At 66.0% G+C, this 21,556-nt stretch carries 18 protein-coding genes; 8 read left to right on the top strand and 10 right to left on the bottom strand.

What is annotated here, in order from left to right:
* Positions 1 to 46 precede the first annotated feature (46 nt).
* The 4 genes from ACN27F_RS12150 to ACN27F_RS12135 form a co-directional block, all read right to left on the bottom strand.
* Positions 47 to 892 (bottom strand): carbohydrate ABC transporter permease, encoded by an 846-nt coding sequence (locus ACN27F_RS12150; RefSeq protein WP_421433402.1) that lies wholly within the window; start codon positions 890 to 892, stop codon positions 47 to 49.
* Positions 893 to 897: 5 nt separating this feature from the next.
* The gene (locus tag ACN27F_RS12145; protein WP_421433401.1) at positions 898 to 1,830 is read right to left on the bottom strand and encodes a carbohydrate ABC transporter permease; all 933 of its coding nucleotides are present in this window, start codon (positions 1,828 to 1,830) and stop codon (positions 898 to 900) included.
* A 27-nt stretch (positions 1,831 to 1,857) separates the two neighbouring features.
* The gene (locus ACN27F_RS12140) at positions 1,858 to 3,225 is read right to left on the bottom strand and encodes an extracellular solute-binding protein (protein ID WP_421433400.1); all 1,368 of its coding nucleotides are present in this window, start codon (positions 3,223 to 3,225) and stop codon (positions 1,858 to 1,860) included.
* Between the two features lie 93 nt (positions 3,226 to 3,318).
* Positions 3,319 to 4,170: a hypothetical protein gene (locus ACN27F_RS12135; protein ID WP_421433399.1), complete on the bottom strand. Its 852-nt coding sequence runs from the start codon at positions 4,168 to 4,170 to the stop codon at positions 3,319 to 3,321.
* A 170-nt stretch (positions 4,171 to 4,340) separates the two neighbouring features.
* Here ACN27F_RS12135 and ACN27F_RS12130 point away from each other — a divergent pair, with 170 nt between their 5' ends.
* The 5 genes from ACN27F_RS12130 to ACN27F_RS12110 all read left to right on the top strand — a co-directional run bounded on the left by ACN27F_RS12130 (position 4,341) and on the right by ACN27F_RS12110 (position 14,135).
* Positions 4,341 to 5,630 (top strand): cytochrome P450, encoded by a 1,290-nt coding sequence (locus ACN27F_RS12130; RefSeq protein WP_421433398.1) that lies wholly within the window; start codon positions 4,341 to 4,343, stop codon positions 5,628 to 5,630.
* A 249-nt stretch (positions 5,631 to 5,879) separates the two neighbouring features.
* Positions 5,880 to 9,377, top strand: a complete 3,498-nt coding sequence (locus ACN27F_RS12125) for a type I restriction-modification enzyme R subunit C-terminal domain-containing protein (RefSeq protein WP_421433397.1) — start codon at positions 5,880 to 5,882, stop codon at positions 9,375 to 9,377.
* Between the two features lie 41 nt (positions 9,378 to 9,418).
* The gene (locus tag ACN27F_RS12120; RefSeq protein WP_421433396.1) at positions 9,419 to 10,777 is read left to right on the top strand and encodes a hypothetical protein; all 1,359 of its coding nucleotides are present in this window, start codon (positions 9,419 to 9,421) and stop codon (positions 10,775 to 10,777) included.
* Positions 10,774 to 12,282, top strand: a complete 1,509-nt coding sequence (locus tag ACN27F_RS12115) for a type I restriction-modification system subunit M (protein ID WP_421433395.1) — start codon at positions 10,774 to 10,776, stop codon at positions 12,280 to 12,282. The genes ACN27F_RS12120 and ACN27F_RS12115 overlap by 4 nt, the downstream gene beginning before the upstream one ends.
* Positions 12,283 to 12,596: 314 nt before the next feature.
* A complete protein-coding gene (locus ACN27F_RS12110; protein WP_421440144.1) occupies positions 12,597 to 14,135 on the top strand; it encodes a DUF6119 family protein in 1,539 nt (512 codons plus the stop codon).
* A 31-nt stretch (positions 14,136 to 14,166) separates the two neighbouring features.
* On the opposite strand, the gene ACN27F_RS12105 is transcribed toward ACN27F_RS12110, so the two are convergent.
* A complete protein-coding gene (locus ACN27F_RS12105; RefSeq protein WP_421433394.1) occupies positions 14,167 to 14,640 on the bottom strand; it encodes a hypothetical protein in 474 nt (157 codons plus the stop codon).
* A gap of 1 nt (position 14,641) precedes the next feature.
* Positions 14,642 to 15,898 carry a helix-turn-helix domain-containing protein gene (locus ACN27F_RS12100; RefSeq protein ID WP_421433393.1) on the bottom strand — a complete coding sequence of 419 codons (1,257 nt, stop codon included), beginning with the start codon at positions 15,896 to 15,898 and terminating at the stop codon, positions 14,642 to 14,644.
* Positions 15,899 to 16,445: 547 nt separating this feature from the next.
* Here ACN27F_RS12100 and ACN27F_RS12095 point away from each other — a divergent pair.
* Both ACN27F_RS12095 and ACN27F_RS12090 read left to right on the top strand, forming a co-directional pair.
* Entirely contained in the window at positions 16,446 to 16,811 is a 366-nt protein-coding gene (locus ACN27F_RS12095) for a hypothetical protein (RefSeq protein ID WP_421433391.1), read from the top strand.
* Entirely contained in the window at positions 16,796 to 17,428 is a 633-nt protein-coding gene (locus tag ACN27F_RS12090) for a GNAT family N-acetyltransferase (RefSeq protein WP_421433390.1), read from the top strand. Before ACN27F_RS12095 ends, ACN27F_RS12090 begins: the two co-directional genes overlap by 16 nt.
* Before the next feature lie 96 nt (positions 17,429 to 17,524).
* On the opposite strand, the gene cutA is transcribed toward ACN27F_RS12090, so the two are convergent.
* Positions 17,525 to 17,854, bottom strand: coding sequence for a divalent-cation tolerance protein CutA (cutA, locus tag ACN27F_RS12085; RefSeq protein ID WP_421433389.1), 330 nt, complete (start codon positions 17,852 to 17,854; stop codon positions 17,525 to 17,527).
* A gap of 126 nt (positions 17,855 to 17,980) precedes the next feature.
* Here cutA and ACN27F_RS12080 point away from each other — a divergent pair, with 126 nt between their 5' ends.
* Entirely contained in the window at positions 17,981 to 18,523 is a 543-nt protein-coding gene (locus ACN27F_RS12080; RefSeq protein WP_421433388.1) for a class IV adenylate cyclase, read from the top strand.
* On the opposite strand, the gene tmk is transcribed toward ACN27F_RS12080, so the two are convergent.
* The 3 genes from tmk to ACN27F_RS12065 are packed head-to-tail and all read right to left on the bottom strand — an operon-like array spanning position 18,515 to position 21,397.
* Positions 18,515 to 19,141 carry a dTMP kinase gene (tmk, locus tag ACN27F_RS12075; protein WP_421433387.1) on the bottom strand — a complete coding sequence of 209 codons (627 nt, stop codon included), beginning with the start codon at positions 19,139 to 19,141 and terminating at the stop codon, positions 18,515 to 18,517. The genes ACN27F_RS12080 and tmk overlap by 9 nt on opposite strands.
* Complete coding sequence (locus ACN27F_RS12070) at positions 19,138 to 20,607, bottom strand: B12-binding domain-containing radical SAM protein (protein ID WP_421433386.1); 1,470 nt, start codon at positions 20,605 to 20,607, stop codon at positions 19,138 to 19,140. Before ACN27F_RS12070 ends, tmk begins: the two co-directional genes overlap by 4 nt.
* A complete protein-coding gene (locus ACN27F_RS12065; RefSeq protein ID WP_421433385.1) occupies positions 20,591 to 21,397 on the bottom strand; it encodes a hypothetical protein in 807 nt (268 codons plus the stop codon). Before ACN27F_RS12065 ends, ACN27F_RS12070 begins: the two co-directional genes overlap by 17 nt.
* Between the last annotated feature and the right edge of the window lie 159 nt (positions 21,398 to 21,556).

The following is a 21,556-nucleotide window of genomic DNA, read 5'->3' as shown; positions in this document are numbered from 1 at the left end:
GCCGATCGAGCGGCCGGGTGCGGTCAGCCCGGGTTTCCCGAAGCGGTCAGCCTTTCAGCCCGGTGCCGGCGATTCCCTCGACGATGCGACGCTGGAAGAGCAGGAAGACCAGCACCAGCGGCAGCGCGCCGAGGACGGCCGAGGCCATCGTGTCGGCGTACCGGATGCCGTAGGTGCCCTGCACGGTGGCCAGCCCGACCGGGATGGTCATCAGGTTCGGGTTGGTGACCGCAAGCAGCGGCCAGAGCAGGTTGTTCCAGGTCCACACGAAGCTGAAGATCGCCACCGCGGAGACCACCGGGCGGGACAACGGCATGATGATCTGCCGGTACGTGCGGAACAGGCTAGCCCCGTCGACCCGGGCGGCGTCGTCGAGGTCGCGCGGCAGCCCGTCGAAGAACTGCTTGAAGATGAACACCGCGATGGCGGTCGGCACCTGCGGCAGGAACACCGCCCAGTAGGTGTTGAGCAGGTGCACGGCGCCGAACTCCCGGAACAGCGGCACGATCAGCACCTGTCCGGGGACCATGACGCCGACGAGGATCAACCAGAACGCCGCGCGGCGGTAGCGGAACCGCAGCCGCGACAGCGCGTACGCGGCCAGGCTGGCGGTGACGACGGTGCCGAGCGCGGCGAGCGTGGCGGTGACGAAGCTGGCGGCGTACCAGTCGAGGATGTCGCCCTGGACGAGCAGGGTGCGGAACGATTCGAGGGTCGGATCCTCGATCCGCCAGGTCGGGCGGGTGGTTTCGGCGTTGGGTTTGAGCGCGGTGTCCACCGCCCAGGCCAGCGGCACGAGCCAGAGCAACGCGAAGGCGATCAGTACGCCGACGCAGCAGCGGTTGAACAGCCGTACCCGGCGGTCGACGGAGCGGACAATCTGGTCGGCCATGTCGTTCAGATCTCCTTGGTCTGCCGGGTCACGGTGAGCCAGACCACCGAGGCGGCCAGCACCACCAGGAAGAACAGCGTCGAGACGGCGGCCGCGTAGCCGGTGCGGTAGTCGGTGAAGCCGACGTCGTAGACGTACTGCAGCGCCGAGCGGGTGCTGAAGTTCGGCCCGCCGCTGGTCATGATGTACATCTGGTCGAACACCTTGAGCGAGGCGATGATCTGCAGCACGACGACCAGGGTGGTGGTGCGGGCGAGCAGTGGCAGGGTGATCCGGCGGATCTGCTGCCAGGGACCGGCGCCGTCGATCGCCGCCGCCTCGTACAGTTCGCGGGGGATGTCCTGCAGCCCGGCGAGGTAGAGCACGAAGTTGAAGCCGAGCGTCCACCAGACGGTGGTGATGGCCAGCGACGCCATCGCCCAGTCCGGGTCCCCGAGCCAGTTCGGCTCGGCCAGCCCGAGCGCGGTCACGGCGCGGCTGAGCAGCCCGAGCGACGGGGCGTAGAGCCACATCCAGATCAGCGCGACGACCGCCGACGGCAACACGTACGGCAGGAAGAAGGCCAGCCGGAAGAACCAGCGGCCCCGGCGTGCCCGTTCGGCGAGCAGCGCGAACACCAGCGCCAGGACGACCAGCGGCGGGGTGGTGAGCAGGGTGAACCAGATGGTGTTCCACAGCGCCGACCAGAAGTCGTCGCGGCCCAGCGCTTCGGCGTAGTTGTCGATGCCGGCGAAGGCTCCCAGCCCTGGTTGGACGAGGCTGGCGTGGAAGAAGCTCATGACCAGGCCGTACAGTGCCGGGCCGAGCACGAACAGCAGGTAGAGCAGCAGGAACGGGGTCAGGAACAGCCAGGCGGGCCGGCTCTGGTCGGGGCGTCGGGGCGTATCGGGGGCTGGCTCGGCGGCGGACGGAACCGCTTCGACGGCCGTGGTGGCCACGGGATCCTCCTGTCGGCTTCTGCGCTCTCAGACCGGGGACGGGGTGGCGGCGAGGACGGCGAGGTCGGAGCGGATCTGGGCGATCGCGTCGTCGGGGGTGAGCTGCCCGCCTTCGACGGCACCGACGGCGGATCCGATGACCGCTTCGAAGTTGGAACCGGAGCCGGAGTACCAGGCGGGCGGGTCGTACACGGCGGTGTCCGCGGCGGCGGCGTAGTTCGACTGAGGGGTCATCGAGCGATAGGCGTCGCTGGCGGCGAAGGGCTGCCACGTCGGCACGTGCCCGCCGGCGGCCCAGGTCTCGCTCTGGTCGAGCAGGAAGCGGACGAAGCCGAGCGAGCGGTCCAAGCCGGCCTGGTCGAGGTGTCGCTGCCGGGGCAGGACCAGCATGTGCGAGTCGGCCTGCACCGCGTGCGGTCCACCGAAGACGTTGGGCACCAGGGTCATGCCGAACGGCAGTCCGGCGGTCTGGAAGGTGCTGATCTCCCATTCGCCGTTGAGATGGAATCCGGCCTGTCCGTCGGCGAACAGGGCGATGGCACCCTGATAGTCGGCGCTGGGGATCAGGTCCAGTTCGACGGTGAGCAGCCGCAGATGGTCCAGCACCTGCCGGGCCTTGTCGTCGTCGAGCACGATGCGCCGGCCGTTGTCGGCGAGGATCTCGCCTTCGAGTTGCGAGTACATGGTCTGGAACAGCCGCCAGGGGGAGGCCGGGTCGGCGTTGACGCCATGGGTGGCGGCGTACCGGCCGGTGACCGCCTTGACCCGGTCCAGCGCGTCGCGAAAGCCGTCCTCGCCGCGGATCGGGGTGAGCTGGCCGTCGGCGTCGAGCAGCCCCGCCCGGTCGCAGATGTCGGTGTTGTAGAACAACACGAACGGGTGGGTGTCCAGCGGGATGCCGTACACCCGGCCGTCGATCAGGCCGGCCCGCCAGGCACGCTGATTGAACCGGTCGGGGGTCAGCCCGTGCCGGGCGAGGTCGCCGGGGGTCAGCTCACGCAGCAGACCGGCCTCGACCAGGGTGGTCATCCGGGTCAGGTGCGAGATCGCCACGTCGGGTGGCTGGTCGCCGACGGTGGCCAGGGCCAGCTTGGTGTAGTAGGGATCGCCCCAGGCGAGCGTGACGGCGCGCAACCGGTGGTCGGGGTCGGCGGCGCGGTAGCCCTGTTCCATCTGCCGCATGCGAACGCCGTCGCCGCCGCCGAAGAGGTTCCAGTATTCGACGGTGCCGGGGGCCGGATCGGCGCCGGTGAGGCCGGCGGCCAGCGGGGTGCCGCAGCCGGCGAGGGAGGCGGTGGCCGCAGTGGTTGCGGTGGCACCGGCGGCGGCGAGCGCGCCGGTGACCAGGCCGCGAAGCATGGTACGCCGAGGAAGCGGACGGATGAATCGTTTCATCGATACTCCCAACCGGGTGCGCGGTGTGGGCGATGGAGCGGTCCGCTGATTCTCCGCCGGCGCTCAGACGTACGTCAATAGATGGAAATCGATCTATCCGGCCTGTCCTCGCATCGCCTCGGCCGCGTCCAGCAACTCCCCGACGGTCCGTGGCCCTGAACCGCCGCCGCTGGCCACCCCGTTGAGCTGGCCGTGATCGAGTCGGAACCGCTGGCGCAACTCGGCGCCGACGGTCAGCCCGTCCCCGCCCAGCAGGGCGATCAGCGCCTGGTCCTTGTCGGCGACCGGCAGTCCGGCGACCCAGGTGGCGAGCTCGGCGGCATCGGCGGCGGCCGAGGCGGCCTTGGCGCTGCTCGCGGCGGCCACCGCGATCAGGTACGGGTCCACCCGCAGGAAATCGGCGAAGCTCTCCAACGCCCCGGTCAGCTCACCCAGCCCGGCCGGCACCGGCGGCTCGTTCGCCTGATCGCCGAATTCGCCGGTCTGGATCGCCGCCAGCCAGGCCAGATAGAGAGCCCGAAAGTCGCCAGTGGCCAGCTGTTCCCGCACCGGCACGATCGAACCGAGCCAGCCTTCGCCGCCCCGGTCGAAGGTGTCGTCGTCTTCGGTGTCGCTGGTGAAGTCGAGCACGACGTGCTCGCCGGCCAGGTACGCCTCGGCCGGTTCCGCCCAGCAGTAGACCTGCGCGGTCTCCAGACTGAGTAGGCGGGCAGGCAGCCGGAACATCAGCTGCCGGGTGCCCCAGTTGGTGAGATACAGATGTGCGTCGAAGTATTCCTCGACCATCGCGGCCGGGTCACCGCCGAAGTTCCCCCACTGGTAGGTGTTGGTGAAACTCGTCGGCGTTATCTCCGCCCGGGTGGACAGCGCGCGCAGCTCGGCCATCTGCCCCGGGCTCAGCGGCCGGTCGATCGCCAGGAACTCGTAGTACTGGTACTCGCTCACCGCATCATCATTCACCCGGCCCGATCCGCATCGTCGTCCGGGGTTGCGCCGACCGCCTGGTCGCAGGCTCCCGCCCGTGTCACCCGTCGCCTTCGATATGTAATCGAATGTTCATGCCTGATGCGCGGCCATCTTGCCAACATGGACGGACGACACGCGGAGGTGGTCCGGTGGTGGAGGCGACGACCGACAGCGGTACGAACGGGACGACTACCGGCGGGCGGAAACGCGTCACGGTCGACCTCGACCAGCACTCGGCGACGTACCGGGAGCACTGGCCGCAGATTTCGGACGACCTGCTGGACCGCTGCCCGGTCGCCTGGACCGAAGCGTACGGCGGAGTGTGGGTGGTCTCCGGCCACCAGGACGCGGTGCGGGTGCTCCGCGAGTGGACGACCTTCTCGTCGTACCAGGATCACCACGACCCGACCAGCCCGCGACGCGGCACCAGCACCCCGCCGCAACCGCAACTGAGCGTGCCGCTGGAGCTCGACCCGCCCGCGTCGACGGTCTACCGGCGGCTGCTGAGCGGTCCGTTCTCCCCGCAGCAGGCCCGCCAGCGGGAGCCGTTCATCCGCGAGATCACCACCGCCTGCCTGGACCGGATCACCGAATCCGGTGCCGCCGACCTGGTGGCTGCGCTGACCAACCCGGTGCCGGCGATCGTCACGCTGGACATTCTCGGCCTGCCGCTGCCACTGTGGGAACGCTACGCCTGGGCGGTGCACCGGATCGTCCACTCGCCGCCGGCCAGCGCGCAAGCCTCGCGGGCCGCGGCCGCCGTCGGCGACATGATGGCCGACGTCGGCCAGACCGTGGTACGTCGGCGGACCGACCCGACCGACGATCTGATCAGTTTGCTGGCGACCGCGACGGGCGACGACGGGCGACTGTTGCCGCTCGATCACGTGATCTCCGCCTGCGGGCTGGTCATCGCCGGGGGAGTGGACACCACGACCGCGCTGGTCTCGCACGCGCTGCACTGGCTGCACCGGCACCCGGCACAGCGCGAGCGGCTGATCGCCGAGCCGGCCCGGATCCCGGTGGCGGTCGAGGAGTTCCTGCGGGTGGCTGCCCCGGTGCAGTTCATGACCCGGACAGCGACCCGTGACGTCGAGTTGGGCGGGCAGCGCATCGCCGCCGGGGAGCGGGTGATGGTGTCGTTTGCCGCCGCCAACCGGGACCCGGCCGTCTTCGACTGCCCGGCCCAGGTGCGCCTGGACCGTACGCCGAACCGGCATCTGGCCTTCGGCTCTGGCGTCCACCGCTGCGTCGGTGCCCACCTGGCCACGGTGCAGGCGGTGGTGATGCTGCAGGAGGTGCTGCGGCGCATTCCCGACTACGTCATCGACGAGGACCGCGTCGAGCGCTACCCGTCCATCGGCGTGGTCAACGGGTACGTCAACCTGCCCGCCACCTTCACCCCGTCGCCGGCCACCGGGGTCTCGCTGCCCGGTTAGCGCCGCTTCCACTCGCGGGTCGACAGCGTCGTGGCGCAGAACTTGCCCGGATACGCCTCCGGTATCCGCAGGCCATCGGACTCCGCTGGATTGTCGGCTGCCAGCCAACCGTAGCCGGCTGCCACCTCGACGGATCGGCGGAAGCTGCCCGATCGGTACCGAACAGATGCTTCCCGGCTGATGCCATTCCGGCAAGAGTCTGGATAGGCTCCGACGTTCTACATCGGTCGGGTACCCCTGTGGAGAGTTGTGGATCATCAACGGATTCGGCGTCTCGCCAACCAGTCCGCCAACTTCGGGTTCCTTGTGGATCATGGTTTGCTGGTCTGGTACGGCGTCGGCGCCGAGTCGTTGATCTACGTGGACGCGCAGGCATCGATGTTCAAGGCGCGGGCATTCGGCGACACGCTCGCCCGTGAGCTGGTGCACCGTACGGCCACCCAGGCGGAAAGCGACAGCTTCTTCCACCAGGTGCGGGCGCTCAACGCAGCAGGTGTCCTCACTCCGAAGATCAACGACGCGTTCCACCGGCTCCGGACAATTGGCAACCAGGCCGTCCACGACCACCTCGACCAGGTGCGCACCGCGCTGGAGCTGCTGCGCGACTGCTTCGAGCTGGGCGTGTGGTTCCACCGGGCGTTGAGCGGCGACCGCCGGCCGATCGGCTTCGTCCCGCCCAGCCCACCTCCTCAGCAGGTGCCGCAGCAGGTCGTCGACGGTCTGCGGGCCGAGCTGGACCGCTACCGCCACGAGCTGGCCGAGGCGAAACTGCTGCTCGACGGCGAGTCGTCGGTGGCGGCGGCGCAGGCGGCGGCCGAAGCCGCCGCCGACCGGGCGGTCACCGAGTCGGCGGCCCGCCGGGCGGTCGCCGCCGAGCTGGTCGCCGACCTGGAGCCGCAGATGACGGCGGCCAGTGCCGAGTTCGCCGCCCGTAAGCCGGCGAAGGTGTCGGCGGCCAGGCGCGAGGACTTCATCAGCCGCGCCCGGCGTGCCTCGGCCGAGCCGCTCAACGAGGTGCAGACCCGGGTCGAGATTGACCGGCAGCTCGCCGCCGCCGGCTGGCAGGTCCAGAACCAGGAGCAGATCAATCTGTACGCGGGGACGGGTGTCGCCGTACGGGAGGTGACCCTGGCGACCGGCCGGGCCGACTACCTGCTCTACGTACAGCAGAGGTTGGTCGGGGTGGTCGAAGCCAAGCGGGAAGGCACCGCGCCGCGTGGGGTGGAGGCGCAGCTGGACCGCTACCTGCGCGGGCTGACCGCCGCGCAGCGGATGTCCGCGTGGCGGCGGGACGCGCCGCTGCCGTTCGGCTACGTCGCCACCGGCACCGAGACGGCGTTCGTCAACGGGCTGGACCCGCAGCCGCGTACCCGCGAGGTTTTCGCCTTTCACCGCCCGGAGACCCTGGCCCGCTGGATGCGCGAGGCCGACGACGACCCGGCGGCCCCGACGCTGCGGGCCCGGTTGCGGCAACTGCCGCCGCTTGCGGAGGAGGGGTTGCGGCAGGCCCAGATTGATGCGGTACGTGGCCTCGAAGGTGCGCTGGCCGCAGACAAGCCCCGGTCGTTGATCCAGATGGCGACCGGCGCGGGCAAGACGTTCACGGCGGTGACCAGCAGCTACCGGCTGCTGCACCATGCCAAGGCGATCCGCGTCCTGTTTCTGGTCGACCGCAACAACCTGGGGCGGCAGACGCTGCGCGAGTTCGCCGGCTACGCCACGCCGGGCGACGGGCGCAAGTTCACCGAGTTGTTCAACGTGGACCGGCTGGCCGGGGCAGGCATGCTCGACTCGTCGGCGGTGGTGATCTCCACGATCCAGCGGCTGTACGGCGCACTGGCCGGGCGGGAGTTGCCTGACGTCGACGTCGACGACCAGGCGTACGACAGCTATGAGCTGGACGAGCCGGCGCAGGTCGCCTACAACCCGGCCATCCCGCCGGAAGCTTTCGATCTGATCATCGTGGACGAATGCCACCGGTCGATCTACGGCAAGTGGCGGGCCGTGTTGGAGTACTTCGACGCCTTCATGGTCGGGCTGACCGCCACGCCGGTGAAGCAGACCCTCGGCTTCTTCCGCCAGAATCTGGTCTCCGAGTACACGTACGAGCAGGCCGTCGCCGACGGGGTCAACGTCGGCTTCGACGTCTACCGCATCCGCACCGAGATCACCGACGCCGGGTCGACCATCGAGGCGAAGACGGTGGTGCCGCTGCGCGACCGGCGGACCCGCGCCGAGCGCTACCAGGAGCTGGAGGAGGACTTCAGCTACGCCGGCAAGGACGTCGGCCGGTCGGTGATCTCCAAGGGGCAGCTGAAACTGGTGCTGGAGACCTTCCGGGACCGGCTGTTCACCGAGATCTTCCCGGGCCGCACGACCGTACCCAAGACGTTGATCTTCGCCCGGGACGACAACCACGCCGAAGAGATCGTCACCATGGTCCGCGACGTCTTCGGCCGCGGCAACGACTTCGCCACCAAGATCACGTACGCGTCGTGGCGCACCGGCGACAACCCTGACGAGCTGATCCAGGCGCTGCGCAACAGCCCCGAGCTGCGGATCGCCGTCACCGTCGACATGATCGCCACCGGCACCGACGTACGGCCGCTGGAATGCCTGCTGTTCCTGCGCCCCGTGCGGACAGCGACCTACTTCGAGCAGATGAAAGGCCGGGGCGCCCGCACCATCGACCCCGCCGACTTCCAGTCCGTCACCCCGGACGCCCAGGTCAAGGACCGGTTCGTCATCGTCGACGCGGTCGGCGTCACCGAGCAAGACTTGGACGAGGCGGTGCCGCTGCACCGGCGCACCGAAGCGCAGATCTCGCTGAAGGAACTGCTCGGCAAGGCCGGCACCCTCACCGCCGACGCCGACGAGGTGGCCACGCTCGCCGCCCGACTGGCCCGGCTCGACCGCCAGCTCACCGACGACGAACGCGCCGAGCTGACCGACCTCGCCGACGGCCAACCCCTCGCCGCGATCGCCCGCCGACTCACCGACGCCGTCGCCCCCGAATCGCTGATCCCCGCGCACACCGCCGGCCCCGACGCGGTACGGGACCTGCTCGCCGACGCGCTCCGGCCGCTGGCCGCCGCACCGCAGCTGCGGCAACGCATCCTGGAGATCCGCCGCGCCCACGACATCACCATCGACGAAGTCAACCGGGACACCCTGCTGTCCGCCGCCGGGGTGCCGGCCGCCGAACGCGCCCAGAAGGTCGTCCGCAGCTGGCACGCCTACCTGAAGGAACACCGCGACGAGATCACCGCGCTGCAGATCTTCTTCGACGGCAAAGGCCGCGTCGACTTCGACCAGCTCAAAGAGCTGGCCGCGCGGATCTCCCGACCGCCGCAGGCGTGGACCCCGGACCGGCTGTGGGAGGCGTACGCCGTGCTCGGCCGCACCGCCGAAGCACCCGGCGACCGGGGCGTCACCGACCTGATCACCCTGGTCCGCTACGAGCTGGGCCTCGACCAGGAGCTGCGCCCCTACCGGTCGGTCGTCGAGGAACGCTTCCACGCCTGGCTGCTGCGCCAGGAGCAGGCCGGCGCCGCCTTCACCCCCGAACAACTCTGGTGGCTGGAAAGGATCAAGAACGTGATAGCGGCAAGTGTTGCCGTCACCCCCGACGACCTGGACGGTGCCCCGTTCACCGAACGCGGCGGCATCGACGGCTACCTGCGAGCCTTCGGTGACGACCGTGCTCAACCCCTCCTCACCGAACTCAACCAGGAACTCACCGCATGAGCGACCTACCCCCCGGCTGGGAGTGGACGACTCTCGGAGAGGTGGCGACATCCGTCAAGAACGGCATCTTCGTGTCGCGTCCGGGGACCGAGCCCAAGGGCGTTCCGATCCTACGAATCAGCGCAGTACGCCCAGGCGAGTTGCAGACCGATGATGTTCGCTACAGCGGGAAGGATGAGCGGGAACTCGCCGCTGCAGATGCGCTGCTTGTGCCGGGTGACCTGCTCTTCACCCGTTACAACGGCAACATCGACTATGTTGGCGCGTGCGCCTTGGTTCCTCGTGGCCTTGACCTGTTGACTTATCCCGACAAGCTGATCCGGGTTCGAGTCGATGCAGGACTCGTTGACTCGGCTTTCATCGGCCTCGCGTTCAACGCCTCGACGATCCGCGAACAGGTACGGTCACTCGCTCGCACAACCGCAGGCCAGGCCGGAATCTCAGGGGCGAGCTTGCGAGCTGTAAGGCTCCCACTGCCACCGCTCGTCGAGCAGCGCCGCATGGTTACGAAGATCGAGACTCTGTTCTCTCATCTCACCGCAGCTACAGAGAGTGTGGCGACAGGCGGCGCTCGGCTGAAGCTGCTTACGAAGCGCGTGTTGGTTGAGTCGGTGCCGGTGACTGGCAAGCCTGGATGGCGAATTATCACGGTCGGCCAGGCTGGCAAGGTGGATCTCGGTCGCCAGCGGCATCCTGACTGGCACACTGGGCCGAACATGCGGCCGTACCTGCGGGTGGCCAACGTGTTCGAGGATCGAATCGATCTTCGTGATGTCATGCAGATGGACTTTCCGCCCGAGGTGTTCGAGCGTTTCCGGCTGACGCCGGGTGACATCCTGCTCAACGAGGGACAGAGCCCGGAGTACCTCGGTCGCCCCGCCATGTACCGGGGTGAGCCAGCGGAAATGGCCTTCACCAACAGCTTGCTGCGGTTTAGGGCGTACGAGGGCATCGATCCTGAGTGGGCGTTGCTGGTGTTCCGGAGGCACATGCACGCGGGACGTTTCATTAAGGAAGTACGAATTACCACCAACATCGCACACCTGTCTGCGAGCCGTTTCAAGGAAGTCGAATTCCCCGTGCCGCCGATCGAGGAGCAGCGGGCGATCGTCGCACAGACCAAGGAGCGGCTGGACGGGCTGACTCGGCTGGCGGACTCGGTCCAGCTCGCGGGGGTGCGGGCTGGGCGGCTGCGTGAGGCGTTGTTGGCGGAGGCGTTTGCGGGGCGGTTGGTGGAGCAGGATCCGGCGGATGAGCCGGCGTCGGAGTTGCTGGCGCGCATCCGGGCGCAACGGGTGAAGGTGCCGAAGCAGCGGGGTCGGCGTACGGCCAAGGAGCTGGCAGCGCCCGCGACCAGGGCGATTGGGACCGATTTTCAGCAGGGAGAGTTGCCGCTGTGAGCAACGTGGATTCGCGCCGGCTGGTGCAGAAGCTGTGGAACTACTGCGACGTGCTGCGCGACGACGGGGTTTCCACGATCGACTACGTGGAGCAGTTGACGTACCTGCTGTTTCTGAAGATGGCCGACGAGCGGGCGCGCCGGCCGCTCAAGCCGGAGCAGATCGTGCCGGCTGACCTGAGCTGGCAGACGCTGCTCGACAGTGATGGTGTCCGGCTGGAGGTGCAGTACCGCAACATCCTGAGCGGGCTCGGGCAGGAGTCCGGCACGCTCGGCACGATCTTCCGCAAGGCGCAGAACAAGATCCAGGACCCGGCGAAGCTGAAGAAGCTGATCGTCGACCTGATCGACAAGGAACAGTGGTCGCAGGCCGGCGTCGACGTCAAGGGCGACGCCTACGAGGAGCTGCTGGCCAAGGGCGCGGAGGACGCCAAGTCGGGTGCCGGGCAGTACTTCACGCCGCGTGCGCTGATCGAGGCAATCGTCGACTGCGTGCAGCCGACGCCGGACGACACGATCACCGATCCGGCGTGCGGCACGGGCGGGTTCCTGCTGTCGGCGTACGACTACATCCAGCGGCACCACGGCGACAGCCTGACCCGCGACCAGGCCCGGCACCTCGCCAACGGCGGGATCACCGGCACCGAGCTGGTCGACGGCACCGCGCGGCTCGCGGCCATGAACATGCTGCTGCACGGCATCGGTACGCCGAGCGGCCCGTCGCTGATCGACGTCCGCGACTCGCTCGGGCGGGAGCCTGACGGCAAGGTCAGCCTGGTGCTGGCCAACCCGCCGTTCGGGCGTAGCTCGTCGATCCGCATGATCGGCGAGGACGGGCGGGCCAGCCGCGAGGAGCGGGAGATCGAGCGCGCCGACTTCTGGGCGACGACGTCGAACAAGCAGCTCAACTTCGTGCAGCACATCGCCTCGATGCTGGAGATCGACGGGCGGGCCGCAGTGGTGCTGCCCGACAATGTGCTCTTCGAAGGCGGGGCGGGGGAGACGATCCGGCGGCGGCTGCTCAAGCAGTACGACCTGCACACCATGCTGCGGCTGCCGACCGGCATCTTCTACGCCGGTGGGGTCAAGGCCAACGTGCTGTTCTTCGAGCGCAAGCGCGCCCGCGAGGAGCCGTGGACCAGCAAGCTCTGGGTGTACGACTTCCGGACCAACCAGCACTTCACGCTTAAGCAGAACCCGCTGCGCCGGGAGCATCTGCAGGAGTTCGTCGACTGCTACCTGCCGGGCAAGGACCGGGCCGAGCGGGTGGAGAGCGAGCGGTTCCGGGCGTACGACTACGACGAACTGCTGAGCCGCGACAAGGTCAACCTGGACATCACCTGGCTGAAGGACGCCTCACTGGAGGACGCCGACGCGCTCCTGCCACCCGAGGTCATCGCCCAGGAGATCGTCGAAGACCTACAAGCCGCCCTACGCGAGTTCGCCGCCATCGCGGAAGCCCTCACGGGAAGCACTTATCCGAGGGTCGCGTCCCCTCCTGACTGATCAAGGATGGCATTTTCGATCATGAGTCAGCCTCCTTCAGCTCGTGAACCACCCTCCGATTCTTGCTATTGAGTCGCACAACCGGCTAAAATTCGGCAAAGTTGAGAATTGCGAAGCTATCCCGAGTTCTGAGTCTGGCCTGAGGTATTTAAAATTGTCGTCTAAGTTGGTTCCGTTTGGTTCGACTCGGCCAGCTGTATGAGTGGTCAGTCTTGCCGCTTAATGTCAATAAGATTAGATCTCGCGCCAGGCTCCTAGCAGAAATGCTGATGCTGTTTAGTCGCAATTTCGTTTGGAGGATATCTTCAGTGAAGATGAATATTTTTCGGATTCCCGAAGCTAACGTGGCTGCTTTGGAAGGGAAGCTTAGTTCGGTTGGATTGAGGGTAATTCATCAAGGTGAGCTAGAAGGCTGGGAGGGAAAGTTCTATTTTTCGAAGGATGAAGGGCCGAGTTCGATACCCTGGGTTGAAACGTTCAGCGACTTTTTCATGGATGAAGGGCGGCCCGCCAATCTGATCTACTTTGCGGTCTACTTCTTTCGGAAGGGGCGAGAATGTTTCGTTCTGAGTTACGGCAAGAGTCACTTCTACGTGCGTCAGTACTGTGATCATGACTTCGGTATTGAGATGGCTAAGAGGCTAGGAAATAAGCGGGATGTGAAGCAAACTTCTTCGAAACGATTCGCGGGGCGGAAGCGGAAGGAAATCAAGAGCTATACGACCAACTCACCTCTCAGCGTAGAGAGCGGTGAGTCGGTTGATTATCTCAGGATAACCATCGACCCAGAGGTGCAAGACAAGTTTGGTCGTTCCGGCAAGTTCGGATCCTCCATGCTTATCGGAGCACCGGTTACTAAGGACAGACTCGGACTTCTTCTGGACGAGATTGTAGCGGTTATGGGGCGAGAGGAGAAATTTCAACTCCCTCGCACGAGTGTTATTCGAGATGATGACGAAGTTGCAAAGTATGATAAGAAGCTGTTGGATGCAATTTTTGGGAACGGCGGATACGCCGAGTTCTCGTGTGATACGCATGATATCGTGGGTGTCGATTTCGTGTTCTCGGGGAGCGAGCGATATTCCTTCTCTCTAAGGGGAAGGAGGGTGGCCGAGCTCGGGGAGCGAGAATTGGACCTGGCTACTTTGCAAGAATACGTGCTAGCCGAGCGGATTCCTGTCAGCGAGATTTTCGATGTTCGGATCCAGGTCGAGAACGAAGGGCAGAGAACTTACTCAAAAGGCCTGCGTGACGCGTTGGAGTTCGTTGTCGACGATGAGAACGTGATGCTATCTCAGGGTCGCTGGGTTCGCTTCAACGAGGATTATATCCATCAGCTTAACTTATCAATCGATGAAATAACGGTTGAGTCGACAGAAACTGATCTGCTTGAAATCGACATGAAGGAGTGTTGCTTCAACGCGGCAGAGTATATAAATAGTTACGGATATGCTAGTGCTGACAGGGACTTTACGAAGATTGGTGTTTCGACAGGCACTCCCGTTGAGGCGTGGGATTTATACCGAGATGGAACTGTTTACGCGGTCAAGTTTGGAACGCCGCAAAAACTTGGCTATGCCTGTGATCAAGCAAGCAATGTGCTGGAGATCTTGCGCAATAAGGCTAATACCAAAGCTCTTGATCAAAAATTTGTAAGCTACTGCCTCTGGTTCGCCTTTTCGGTCAGTCGTACCCCTGCTCGTGTATCAGATACGGGATCGATAATTTTGAAACAAAAGATCGATGCGTGGGCGCGGCGCTGTCGCGACCTTGAGGTCGAGCCAAAGATAAAAATCTCTAAGAAGATTTCGGGAGGCTCGGGAAGTTGTCCGCATGGTTCTTCGGCGTCCTGATCGTTCGTCAACCCCGTTAGCGGTCAACCGGCTAATCGCGGTGGGTGCCAGGCGGCCAGATGACAGTCACCGGGATCCCGCGCGCCTCGGCGTAGGCGACGACGTCGGCGGTGCCGCCGTAGCTTCGGGCGGGCATGCCGTCCCAAACGGCGAAGAGCCGATCCGACTGGTTGACCATCAACTCGCTTGCGGCCATGTGGGCAGTCGAGTCGGAGATGCGGTAGTCGCAGCGGTGGAGGGTCACGGCCTGACTGATTAACCTGTCGTATGTGGCGTGGGCATGCTCGGGCAGTCCGTCGCGGTACTCCTGGGCGGGGACGACGACTTCAAGCTGACCGCCGTGCCGGAGCACCGCCTCGGCAAAGAGTTGATCGGCTCCGTCGGCGAGGCAGGTTAGGCCGACGATTTCCTCCTTGACTTCGGAAAGCCTCATATTCAAGGTTTCGGTGACCTTGGCGGTGACTTCGTCGTTCAGTTCGCGATGTCCGGTGATGGCGATCCGCAACTTAGCGATCCTCCTGATATCTTCCGTAGAGTCGATCGTCAAGATCGAGGGTTAGCTTTCCGGCCCGTCCCCCGATGGCTTCGCGGAATCGCGAGACTGATTGGAGGATCTTTTCTGACTCGTACTTCTTGCCTGCGTCGAAAGCCTCACAGGCGATGTTGCATGCCTCGTCGAGGCGTCCGGACTTTGCCAGGATCTCTGCTCGAAGGACGTCGGATAAGGCTTTGGCTTTCGGGCTCTGAGCTGGACCGCTGGCTGCTATAGAGAGCGCCCGGCTGGCCAGGTTGGGCTGATCCAGCTTGCTTGCGACGTGCGCTCGAAACGATGCCAGTTTTTGGTGATCGAAGCGGAAGATCCAAGGCCAGACGGGCTCATCGTTCCGAGCCTTCGCTAGGCGATCTTCGGCCTGGCTTAGGAGGTGAAGCGACTTTTTGTCGCCAGCCTCAGCGAGCGCGAGTGATTCGATCGCGTCCATCCAGACCGTAGAGATAGCGGGCGCTGAACGGGGGAGGGCAAGGCGAGCGGATGCGACAATCTGGACGGCTTCGCGTGCGTCGCCGCAGTTTGCCGCGAACTGGCCCAGACTGGCCCGCATGTATGCGAGGAGCAGCGGGTGTCCAGACCGATCTGCCGCGTGGACCGCGAGCTGGTAGTGGCGGCGGGCGTTGGCTCGGTCGTCGACATCGACGTACAGCCACGCGGTCAGCCCTGCGGTTTCGCTGAGCACCGAGTAAAGCTGGCGGGTGTGCACAGGTGAGCGTTCGTTCCGCGATGCGAGTTGGCGGATGAGCGCAAGGTGTGCGCTCACGGGCGGAAGTAGGCTGCGCGCAGGCATGCGCTGTTCCAGCCTGCGGTAGGTGGTCGAGGGGATGGTCAGTAGTTGCTCGTCGTCGCGTGATTCGAGGGGAACGCCTCCAGCGGCTGTGCCGACCAGGGCCACCCCCGTGGCTGCTGCGGCTGCGGCGACGAATTGGCGGCGGTTCGTATCACTCTCCTGTTCATCCAGCAAGCCGGCCAGAGATCGAGGTATCCCCAGGCCGTCGCAAAGTGCCCGTACGGTGCGAAGCCCTGGATCTCGGCTCCGTCCGGTGAGTAGTCGAGAAACGTGTGGCTGCGATACGCCAACGGCTTGCGCAATCTCCGTCTGCGACACCCGAGTTTCTGCCGCGACGACCTGAAGGACGGTGGCCCAGTCGCCGGCCTTCAACGCCTGGCGGACATCTGCTCGCTCCAGGATCTCGGGTGGCAGCTTGATCATTCGCTCATGCCTGCGCAGCTCGGCGCTGGTTCGTGCCCTTGCATCTGTCCCTCCTGCGGTGCTGCGCATCCGTTCGCCAGGGAAGCGCACGGACCTCCTCTACTATGCCGCTTCCGTGTCGCAGGCGTATGCCTGAAGGTATAGATCTTGATTCCTATGCCGCTGTGAGTGGCGCTGACTATCTGTGATCGCCAAGCTGCGTGTCGTCGCGATCCGCGACAGGACAACTCAGACGCTCATGAGCACGCCGATTGGCCACGGCCGTACCGGTGTGGTGGGGAGGATCAAGAGTGTTGACCTTGGTAGGAGTCGTGTTGGCCGCGCTGGGCGGGTTGTGCGTCGGCTTCTTCACGTTCCGGTTGAAGCAGCGGTGGTGTCCGGTGTGTGGGGCGACGTTGCGGTGTCCGGAGTGTGCGCCTCGGCATTCGATGCGGTTCAGCCCGACCGGTCCGGCCGGCGTGCCCGGTGCGGCGGGTGCTGGTCGGACTGGTGCTGTGGGTCGGGCGGCGGTGGACGCGGCTCGGGTGAACCGGGGTCGGTGGTCGCGGTGAGGGCAGAGTTGAGGGAACTGGCCGCTGCTGGTGGTGGGGTGCTGGTCGTCCGGCACGGCGGGCAACCTGGGGTCGGCCGGGTCGGCGGTGCTGCGTACCGCGATGTGACCGGTGCGGGGCCGGCGGCCGACAGCGGCGGCGGTGGTGGTCATGTGGCGGTGCGGCCGTCGTGGTCGTGTGCCGGCTGCGGCGGGTTGTGGCCGTGTCTGGTGGCGCGGGTCGAGCTGGCGACCGAGTTCGGGCCGGTCGCGTTGGCGACGTACGCGGTGGAGCGGATGACCGAGGCGGCGTTCGACCTGCCCGACGTGACGGCGGCGGAGTTGTTCGACCGGTTCCTGGTGTGGACGTGGCGGCCGTGCTGACCGTACGGGCGGCGACGGCCGCCGACGTGGAGCCGTTGGGGGAGTTGTTGGCGCAGTCGTGTGTGGTGGATCCGGTGGTGGCGTGGCTGATCGGCGATCACGCGTTGCGGTATCTGACGATGCATCAGTTCTTCACCGCCGAGGTGGAGTTCGGTGTCCGGCACGGGGTCGTCGATGTGGTCGGGCACTGTGACGGGGTGGCGATCTGGTATCCGCATCCGTTCGATCGGCTGCTGGGTGCGGAGCATCAGCGCCGTAGGTTGCGGTCCTGCGGTGACCGGCACGGCCCGTACGCGCACTACACCTTCACTGCCGGCCGGCTGGAGCCGACCGGCCGGCACCACCACCTGGCGTTCCTGGCGGCGGCACCCTGGCTGAGACGCCAGGGCATCGGGTCGACGCTTCTGGCCGCGCATCATGCCCGGCTCGACCGGATCGGGATGCCGGCGGTGGTCGAGGCGAGCAGCGTGCGGCAGCGGACTTTCTACGAACGCCACGGCTACCGCGTCGTACGCGTCGCGCACCTGCCGGCCGGCGGGCCGCCGTTGTGGGCGATGCGCCGCTCCGGCGACCCGGTCGACCAACCACCGATGGCCGCCGCCCTCCGGGTCGGCTGAACTGGGACGGCTTGGATCACCGGACCCGGAACAAGTTCGATGCCCCGGTGCTCGCCGAGCTGGACGACCGGCTACTGACCCACGTGGCGTAAACGTTCAACGCTCCTGCGTCTCGGCGGCCATCCACTCCAAGTACGGTGCGTATCCGGCAACGATCGGCATGCACACGATGCCGGGCACGTCGTAGTTGTGGCGTGCCCGGATGTGCTCCTCCAACTCCGCGTACCGGGTGACCGTGGTCCTGAACGTCACCCGCCACTCCTCGGCGGCCACCACCTCGCCCTGCCACCTGTAGGTGCTCCTGACCGGGCCGGCGACCTGCGCGGAGGCGGCCAGCCGCGCCGCGACCGCAGTATCGGCCAGTGTCTCCGCCACCGCACGGGAGTCGGTAGCCGTGACGACCTGACAGTGCACTGACTCGCGCATGAACAACCTTCCTTATCGCTGCGGCCAGCGTCGCCCGTTGCCAGACCTGCGCTGGCGCGTTGCTTTGCTCCGTCGTGCTGATCGTGCAAAGCTGCGCCGTCAGCATGGCGGGACGACGGAGGCACAGTGCGCGAGGTCGAGGTCAAATACCGCGTCCAGGACACCGAAGCGCTGCTCGCCGCGCTTGCAGCATGCGGCATCGAGCTGGGTGCGCCGGTCGTGCAGGACGATCAGGCGTACGCGCCTGAGGACTGGTCGTACGGCGACAGCAAGCTCGGCGTCCCCTTCGTGCGGCTACGGACCGTCGACGGGCGGCACACCTTCACCCTCAAGCGCCCCGCCGAGAACGCCCTGTCGTGTGACGAGTACGAGGCGGAAGTCACCGACCGCCAGCAGATGCACAACGCCATCCTGGCGATGGGTTTCCGCGCTACGATGCGGATCGCCAAGGTACGCCGTGTAGCCAGGATGCCCGGTGGTGAGCTGTGCGTGGACGAGGTCGCGGAACTGGGCACGTTCCTGGAGCTGGAGCGCATGGTGGCCGAAGGCGTGCCGGGTGAGGCCGTGCAGGCCGAGTTGGCGGCGTTCGTTGCTTCGCTCGGGATCGCGGCGTTCCGTACCGATGAAACGTACGACTCCCTCGTCCGCGCGGCCCTCGCCTCAGCCTGATCGCTGCTCCCACCGTTGCAGCACGGCACCGAGCACGACGGCTGCCACGGCCTCGGCCGGTTCGTCCGTGACCTCGTGGTGCAGCACGTCCGAATCGGCCTCGCGAAGCTGGCGTACAAGGTCTCGGTAGAGCCGGTCTTCGACGGCCCGAGTCGCTGCCCCACCACGGTGGAACCGGCTGTAGATGCCACGGTCTGACGCGCGTTGGGCTGAACGCTCCGCCTCTCCTGTCAACACGACCGTCAGGTCGGGCTTGGTCGCGTACCGGTTGAGCTGGGTCAAGAACTCCGGATCGACGCCGTCGAGCCGCTGCAGCACGAGAGATGTCGGCACGTACCGGTCACAGACGACCATGGTGCCTGTCCGGAGAGCAGGCAGGATGGTGTGCTCCAGGTGGTGATACCGGTCGGCGGTGACGAGGCAGGCGAGCACCAAACCGCGGTACTCGTCAGTGCCCTGGCGTGCCAGCTTGCCGAGTGTTGAGTCCGACGGCTCCTTGGTGGCGACAACCGAGATTTTGCGGGTGGTCAGCTCGGCGCGTAGGTGTTCGACCACCGTGCTCTTGCCGACGCCGCTCGGCCCTTCGACCACGACGAAGAGCCCAGGCTCCAAGTTCATGCGGAGATCGCCAACGAACGCTGGAACTGTTCGCGGGACAGTTCCGTTAGTCGGGCTCGCACCTCGTGCACGGGAGCCTCGCCGAACTGGATGTTGACCGAGAAGTTGAACTTGTCTCGTCCGCGCATCGCCTCATCGACGCCACCGGCGGTGAGGTCCACGGCGGTGTAGTCCAGGAGCTGCTGCGGGCTGTACTTCCCTGTCGTGATGAGTCGCTTCCACTCAGGTGTGCCTGGGTAGGGCCGGAACTCGAAGACGCTGGCCCGGAAGCGTCCGGGCTGGTCGGCGGTTGTCTCCCACAGGTCGTGGATGAGACGCACGGTCTCCGCTAACTCCTGCCGTGTCTCCGTCGGGAACCCGAGGATGAAGTAGCCCTTGACCGAGATGCCGCGCTCGGTCAGGCGCCGGACAACTGTGCGCGTCATGTCCGAGGTGATGCGCTTGCCCATGTGTTTCAGCAGTCGCTCGCTGCCGGACTCGATGCCGAGCGCGACCTCCCGGCAGCCGTTGAGCTGCAACGTCTGCAGCATGTCGTCGCTCATGCGGTGCAGGATGTTGATGCGGCCGGTCGCATCCCAGACGAAGCGGTCGCCGATGCCGGCTGCCGCGAACGCGGCCATGCTGGGTTGGATGAAGCGCTCGTACCCCAGGAACAGATCGTCGACGAAGCGAAAGGCCGTCACCCCGTAGCTTGTCTGCAGGTCCATCATTTCCTCGATGATGTTCTCCGGCGTGCGGGTGCGGATGGTGATGTCAGGGTTGGCTGACACGGCTGCTCCGCAGAACGAGCAGTCGTAGGGGCAGCCCCGAGCCCCGACCATGTTCGCCTCCAGCCGTCCGTCAGCGGCGAGGTACGGGTCGTCAGCCAGAAACGCGCGATCCACGAACGGCAGGCGGTTGATGTCGGGCGCGAGGTGGTGTCCAGCACCGATGCTGCCGCCGGTGACCGGGGTGTGCAGGATGGGGTCGAGCCACATCACGCCTGGAAGTTCGGTGCGGAAGCGGTGGTCCTGAAGCAGTTGGGCCACTCGCGTTTCGCCTTCACCCAGCACCAACGCCTGGCAGCGGGCGAACCGCGGGTCGGTCAGCGCCTCAGTCGGCATGGCTTTGGCCTGATGGCCGCCGAGCATGAGGCTGATCGACGGGTCTAGCTGCGACGCCATTCGGGCGCTGATTTCGTAGGTCGGGGCGAGCAGGTTGAAGCCTGCCCAGCGTGGCGACAGGCGGTTGACGAACTGCGCGGTCTGGCTGAGGCCGAGCCCGAGGGCTTCGGCGTCGATGATGCCGACGTTGAAGCCCTGGTGTTTGGCGTAGGTGGCGATGTAGCCCATGCCGAGCACGGGCAGCGTGAAGTCGTTTACGCGGGGACGGAGACTGTAGTCGCGTAGCGGCGCGTTGATGAACAGGGCGTCAAGAGGGCGAGTGATGTCCGCGCCTGCCACGGCACGGTCAGCCGATATCTCCATGTCGAGAACCCCAAGCGAGCGTTAACAGCGTGAGCGAGCAGAGATGTTCGCCAGCGAGCGCGCGCCAGGTGCGACCGAAAGTTGATTCGTCGGCCGGCCAGTCGTGTGAGGGTGCAGCTCGCTTGGCCCAGGTGCGCACTGCCAGATCGGCGTAGGGATAGAGCGACCAGTCGTTGCACCAGTCAGCCACGGCGGCCTGCGCGGTCCACGGGCCGATGCGCGGCACGGTCTGGAGCTCGGCGACGAGCACATCGGGCACAAGCTCACGCCATTTGAAGCCACGCTCCAGGTAGGCCTCGGCGGCAGCCCGCAAGGGGCGACGCTTGAAAGCCATCCCGAGGGAACTGAACTGGTGGTCGCTCAACTCAAGCACGATCTCTGGTGCCGGGAAAAGGGCATACAAGTTGCCGTCCGGTAGGGGGATCTTCTCGCCATGCGCATCGCAGAAGGCCCGATACAGCTTCTTCGACTGTCCGGCGCGGATGACTTGCCGGATGACCGCAGTGCTGATCGCGTCCCATAGGCTCGGGTTCCGAAGCCGTATGACCGAGCCCAGAGAGCGTAGCGAGTCTGCCAGCTCGGGAGCGCTGTCGAACGTGTTTGGCAGTGTGAAGACATCGTGCATCGGCCCAGCCCCAGTGCCGGTCAAACGGTCGAGAGTCAGCTGGCCGCTGCGGTGTGAGGCCAGCCATCGGCCGCCGTCGTCAAGGACGAAGACTCGTCGTACGGTGCCGTTGGCCGGTTGCCAGGCGGCGTGCTCGGTCATCACAAAGTCAAACGTGTCGCGCATGGCGGTGAAGTCTCCGAACGGTTGATCAAGATCAGGATGAGAAATTATCTCATATTGATACCTCCTGGAGGATCCTGGTCGGGATCACGCCCCCAGTGCACTCCCTTGATTTGCAGATGTCGATTTTCGTATTGCTTGTGAGAGTGAGTCTGTGGGGTG

Origin of the sequence: Solwaraspora sp. WMMB335, from assembly GCF_049179075.1 — a bacterium.
GTDB lineage: Bacteria > Actinomycetota > Actinomycetes > Mycobacteriales > Micromonosporaceae > Micromonospora_E.
Note: the sequence above shows the minus strand (reverse complement) of the source record. Positions and strands in the feature narration are given on the sequence as shown.

Excerpts from the sequence above, each read along its gene's own strand:
- ACN27F_RS12150 (WP_421433402.1), bottom strand. The coding sequence starts at position 892 with ATGGCCGACCAGATTGTCCGCTCCGTCGACCGCCGGGTACGGCTGTTC.
- cutA (WP_421433389.1), bottom strand. The coding sequence starts at position 17,854 with ATGCGCGAGTCAGTGCACTGTCAGGTCGTCACGGCTACCGACTCCCGT.
- ACN27F_RS12070 (WP_421433386.1), bottom strand. The coding sequence starts at position 20,607 with ATGGAGATATCGGCTGACCGTGCCGTGGCAGGCGCGGACATCACTCGC.
- tmk (WP_421433387.1), bottom strand. The coding sequence starts at position 19,141 with ATGAACTTGGAGCCTGGGCTCTTCGTCGTGGTCGAAGGGCCGAGCGGC.
- ACN27F_RS12065 (WP_421433385.1), bottom strand. The coding sequence starts at position 21,397 with ATGCGCGACACGTTTGACTTTGTGATGACCGAGCACGCCGCCTGGCAA.
- ACN27F_RS12100 (WP_421433393.1), bottom strand. The coding sequence starts at position 15,898 with ATGATCAAGCTGCCACCCGAGATCCTGGAGCGAGCAGATGTCCGCCAG.
- ACN27F_RS12110 (WP_421440144.1), top strand. The coding sequence starts at position 12,597 with ATGAATATTTTTCGGATTCCCGAAGCTAACGTGGCTGCTTTGGAAGGG.
- ACN27F_RS12140 (WP_421433400.1), bottom strand. The coding sequence starts at position 3,225 with ATGAAACGATTCATCCGTCCGCTTCCTCGGCGTACCATGCTTCGCGGC.